Source organism: Moorena sp. SIO1F2, assembly GCF_010672755.1.
In the GTDB taxonomy this organism is placed as follows: Bacteria; Cyanobacteriota; Cyanobacteriia; order Cyanobacteriales; family Coleofasciculaceae; genus Moorena.
In genome coordinates this window covers 1-4,401 of record NZ_JAAHFV010000461.1, presented here as the reverse complement: position 1 = coordinate 4,401, position 4,401 = coordinate 1, and the positions used below count along the sequence as shown (strand labels likewise).

Sequence of the window (4,401 nt, the reverse complement as noted above, 5' to 3'; positions counted from 1 at the left end):
TAGGGATAGTGAGGGGAGGCGGTGAAGTGTGGGGAGATGGGGAGATGGGGAGACGGGGAGATTTTTATTAAGGGTAATTATCCTGAGATGATATAAGTACTGAAACTATTAACCATTACTCTCACCCCTAATCCCTAATACTATTAACCTGATCCATGAGTCAGATTTCTTCTAAAACATCTACTCCTTCCTCGATTAATCTATTGGAGCAACCAGCCGCTTGGCTGTACAGTTTATGGAAATTTTCTCGTCCCCATACGATTATTGGGACGAGTTTAAGTATTTTTGCCCTCTATGTCATTGCTGTTTCCATGACTAACAGTGGTTGGACTTGGCAAGGGTTCGGTCAACTGCTGGGAGCTTGGATTGCTTGTTTGTGCGGTAATGTCTATATCGTAGGACTAAATCAATTGCACGATGTGGAGATTGACCGGATTAATAAACCCCATCTTCCAGTGGCTGCAGGGGAGTTTTCTCTGCAACTCGGTCAGGGGATTGTGGCGGTAACTGGTATCCTAGCGCTACTGTTTGCTTGGTTATTGGGACCGTGGTTGTTGTTGATGGTCAGTATTAGTTTAGCAATTGGTACATCCTATTCCTTGCCACCGGTCCGGCTAAAGCGGTTTCCCTTTTGGGCAGCGCTATGTATTTTTTCAGTACGGGGAGCAATCGTTAATGTAGGTCTGTTTTTACACTTTAGTTGGGCATTGCAACAGGGACAAGTGATGATGCCCACCGCAGCAGTGTGGGCATTGACCTGGTTTATCTTAGTCTTTTCCGTTGCGATCGCAATATTCAAAGATGTCCCAGATATCGATGGGGATAAGCTTTTCAATATCACTACCTTTACCATCCGCCTCGGTAAATTGGCGGTATTTAATATAGCACGGGGAGTGATTACTGCTTGCTATCTGGCGATGGTGCTAGCTAGTGTGCTGCTCCTCGGTTCAGTAAATATCGTCTTCTTGGTAGGGACCCATCTGGTGGCATTGGCAGTAATGTGGTGGCGCTCTTACCAGGTAGACTTGGAGGATAAAAATGCGATCGCTAGTTTTTATCAGTTTATCTGGAAACTGTTTTTCCTGGAATATTTGATTTTCCCAGCAGCTTGTCTTTTTAGACTATAGGGTTTCTCAATTAATCGAATCAACAGCACTACCAAAACTAAAAAAAATAGCCGTGGATAGTATTTCCACGGCTATTTCAACTCCACAATAAGTCCGTTGAAATTGTTGTTAGGTGCGCTGCATCGCTATGTCACTCAGTTACCAAACCTAACCTGATGTGATCCTATGTTAGCAGACCGGAACCTTTGACTGGGGGGAAACCCCCCAGAAATTTAAGGTGTTATGGCAACAGCCAATACTTGTTTAGTGTAGTCATCACTTCGCCTGGAACGTCAGTCGGTTCCAGAGGAGTCCATTCGCAAATCTCTGCATACCCTAAGGCATACATCCTCTGCATACTATAAATTACTGCTTCCCGAGACCCTTTCAGAGTGTGCTGAGCAGGTTGTTTTTTGAAGTTTTGAGTAAATCCTTGTCGCATAACTTAACAATTGAACTCATTGTGTTGATTTAATGATTATTGTAATGATTATAATTTTATTTGTCAAGGGTTTTTAAAAAGTTTTTTTGGGGATTTTTAGGATTAATAAAAAACAGTTTATAAAATTGATGATATATGCACACTAATTTTTAACTAATATTTTTTAGGATATAGCTAGAATAATTCGCTCCTAAAATGTAAGTATTAAACTATCCTATAAATTTAGATTTGCTATAATAACTACTATAGTTACAGCGGTTTGCATAACTATCAGGTACACAAGATTGTCTTCCCTGCTCCCTGCTCCCTGCTCCCTGCTCCCTGCTCCCTGCTCCCTATTCCCTATTCCCTCTTACCTATTCCCTGTTCCCTTTGCTCATGACACAATCAATCTTGAGGATGCCAGAAAATGCCAGATTAACATCCCAACAGTTTTACGACCTGTGTTGTGCTAATCCCGACTGGAAAGTAGAGCGAACCGTACAAGGAGATTTGGGAATTATCGCTCCAACCGGTGGAGAGACAGGAGCAAGAAATGCTAATCTTCTAATTCGTTTGGGAATCTGGAATGAACAATCTCAACTAGGAATAGTGTTTGATTCATCCACAGGATTTCATCTACCTAACGGCGCTGATCGTTCACCAGATGTAGCTTGGGTTAAACGGGAAAGATGGGAGGATCTGACACTGGCACAACGGTAAAAATTTCCACCCCTAGCACCAGATTTTGTGATCGAATTAATGTCTCCCACCGCCTGAAACAAGCCCAACTAAAAATGCAGGAATACTTAGATAATGGGGTTAAATTGGGTTGGTTATTCAACCGATTAGCCAAGCAAGTGGAAATTTATCAGTGTGGGAAACGCAAAGTAGTATTAGAGCAGCCTAATAAATTATTGGGAGAAGCAATTTTGCCTAATTTTGTGCTCAGCCTCGATAGTTTTTGGTAATAAATTGGTAAGCTATCAGCTATCAGCTATCAGCTATCAGCTATCAGCTATCAGCTATCAGCTAATGCGCTATCACAGGCTAGAAGCCTGTGCCACGCAAGCTCTTGAGGTGGTTTTGAATAAAATAGGCTGACCGCTGACCGCTGACCACTGACGGCTTAATGCTTACAGAAAAACACCCCGGCGAGATCTACATTACTAGAATCTCTCGGGGCTTTGATGTTTTAGGTTATTACCTCATCACTCTTTGGCTTACAGATAGCGTCGAGTGCTTAACAGTTGTAACCTATTGAGTGGCGATGCCAAAGATAATCAATGTCTAAGAGTTTGGTTATTTCAGGTAAAAATTAGCTGAAATAATTGATTACCTAGTAATCCTTTACGGATGCTGTTGGCGAAATATAACTTCACACGCCGAAACCCTTGTGATTTCGCGTACGCTCATCAAACCATTATGTAGTAATGTTCAAGCCAATAACAGCATAATAAGGCTTTCAGATATTAAGAAATAATTCGCCAACAGCATCCTTTACGAAACCCAACCGGGAGGCGATCGCTTATGTCAGTCTCTCTCCAGAGCAATTAGCTAGAGCCTTTGGACTCACTAGTAAGACTCACATCCATATGTTTTATATGTTGGGTCGTAAAACACGCTTCCTATGAAAGACTCTCCGGTTGCCCACTTCGCATAGCAACAATCTCCTTCTTCAGCGGGAGCTACGTTGTAACCCTCTACGTCACCGCGCTGGCAGACTTTCGTCAGAGGTTCACCGCAGCCTGATAGATTGGCAACCTGCCACTCTCCGATGTAATTGCCGCCGTTGCTATCGCTCACCTGCCCAAAGCAAGACTGCCCATTTTGGATGTTGTCAGCAGAAGCTGCATTGACAGGTAACAATACCATCGACACAGCTAAGACAACACCCAAGCACATCGAAACAAGCTTCCAGATGTTTATTTTACGTTCCATTTCTTTTTTCAAGTCCATATTTTCAATCTACCTGTTGAGATCAATCAGTCTTAGAAGCATCAAAAGTTCATCAGCACAGCAGCACCGGTAGCTGATTAGGGTCATCTTTGCTCCTGGTACTTTCTGTAGGCTAAACTTTCGCTTCTATATATAAGACGATCTGGGAGGGCAGTTTGTGACAAATTTTTCTTGATTGCGGCTGTTTTTTTGGCGTTGCTGAATAATGGAATGATTTTAAGAGTTTTGTAGAATGGGCATCTTGCCCGTTCGAGATCTTGCCCTTGCGGGCATCCTGCCCACTCTACTCCTATTCATGATCTTGCCCTTGCGAGCATCCTGCCCACTCTACTCCTATTCATGATCTTGCCCTTGCGAGCATCCTGCCCACTTTACTCCTATTCATGATCTTGCCCTTGCGAGCATCCTGCCCACTCTACTCCTATTCATGATCTTGCCCTTGGGGGCATCCTGCCCACTCTACTCCTATTCATGATCTTGCCCTTGGGGGCATCCTGCCCACTCTACTCCTATTCATGATCTTGCCCTTGGGGGCATCCTGCCCACTCTACTCCTATTCATTACTTGATTCAGCAACGCCGGTACTTCCGAGTCACCCCAACCTTTACAGTCAGGGCAAGGGTTTCAAGCCTTGTCCAGCCTTTGACCTAATTCTCTTACCCTGACTAGATTACAGACGATTTTAGGGGAAGTTCCCCACATAAAGGAATATCCCCCCATAAACAGCGATCCAGTCCCTACTCCCTACTCCCTACTCCCTACTCCCTTAGCTATGGATAGTATGAAAAAAAGGCGTTGCTGATTTTGTCCAACTTCATAAGGTGAAATTGATTGAAAGTCCCAATAACTCCTGCGAAGTCTACTGCACACCAGAGACTACCAAGTCACCAGCAACATCATCTAGAGAAACTCGGC

Annotated in this window: 4 protein-coding genes and 1 pseudogene; 3 read left to right on the top strand and 2 right to left on the bottom strand. The window is 43.6% G+C overall.

Annotation, left to right across the window (positions count from 1 at the left end):
* Positions 1 to 155 precede the first annotated feature (155 nt).
* On the top strand, positions 156 to 1,127 hold the full coding sequence (locus F6J94_RS30885; protein WP_293047256.1) for a homogentisate phytyltransferase: 972 nt from the start codon (positions 156 to 158) through the stop codon (positions 1,125 to 1,127).
* A gap of 220 nt (positions 1,128 to 1,347) precedes the next feature.
* On the opposite strand, the gene F6J94_RS30880 is transcribed toward F6J94_RS30885, so the two are convergent.
* Complete coding sequence (locus F6J94_RS30880; protein WP_293028127.1) at positions 1,348 to 1,548, bottom strand: hypothetical protein; 201 nt, start codon at positions 1,546 to 1,548, stop codon at positions 1,348 to 1,350.
* Between the two features lie 259 nt (positions 1,549 to 1,807).
* Between F6J94_RS30880 and F6J94_RS30875 the strand changes: the two genes are divergently transcribed.
* Complete coding sequence (locus F6J94_RS30875) at positions 1,808 to 1,930, top strand: hypothetical protein (RefSeq protein WP_293047254.1); 123 nt, start codon at positions 1,808 to 1,810, stop codon at positions 1,928 to 1,930.
* 17 nt (positions 1,931 to 1,947) lie between these two features.
* Positions 1,948 to 2,498 (top strand): annotated as a pseudogene (locus tag F6J94_RS30870) (Uma2 family endonuclease).
* A 604-nt stretch (positions 2,499 to 3,102) separates the two neighbouring features.
* Here the strand turns inward: F6J94_RS30870 and F6J94_RS30865 are convergent.
* Positions 3,103 to 3,480, bottom strand: a complete 378-nt coding sequence (locus F6J94_RS30865; protein ID WP_293047251.1) for a hypothetical protein — start codon at positions 3,478 to 3,480, stop codon at positions 3,103 to 3,105.
* Between the last annotated feature and the right edge of the window lie 921 nt (positions 3,481 to 4,401).

Coding starts and splice junctions, on each gene's coding strand:
- F6J94_RS30885 (WP_293047256.1), top strand. CDS start 156: ATGAGTCAGATTTCTTCTAAAACATCTACTCCTTCCTCGATTAATCTA.
- F6J94_RS30880 (WP_293028127.1), bottom strand. CDS start 1,548: ATGCGACAAGGATTTACTCAAAACTTCAAAAAACAACCTGCTCAGCAC.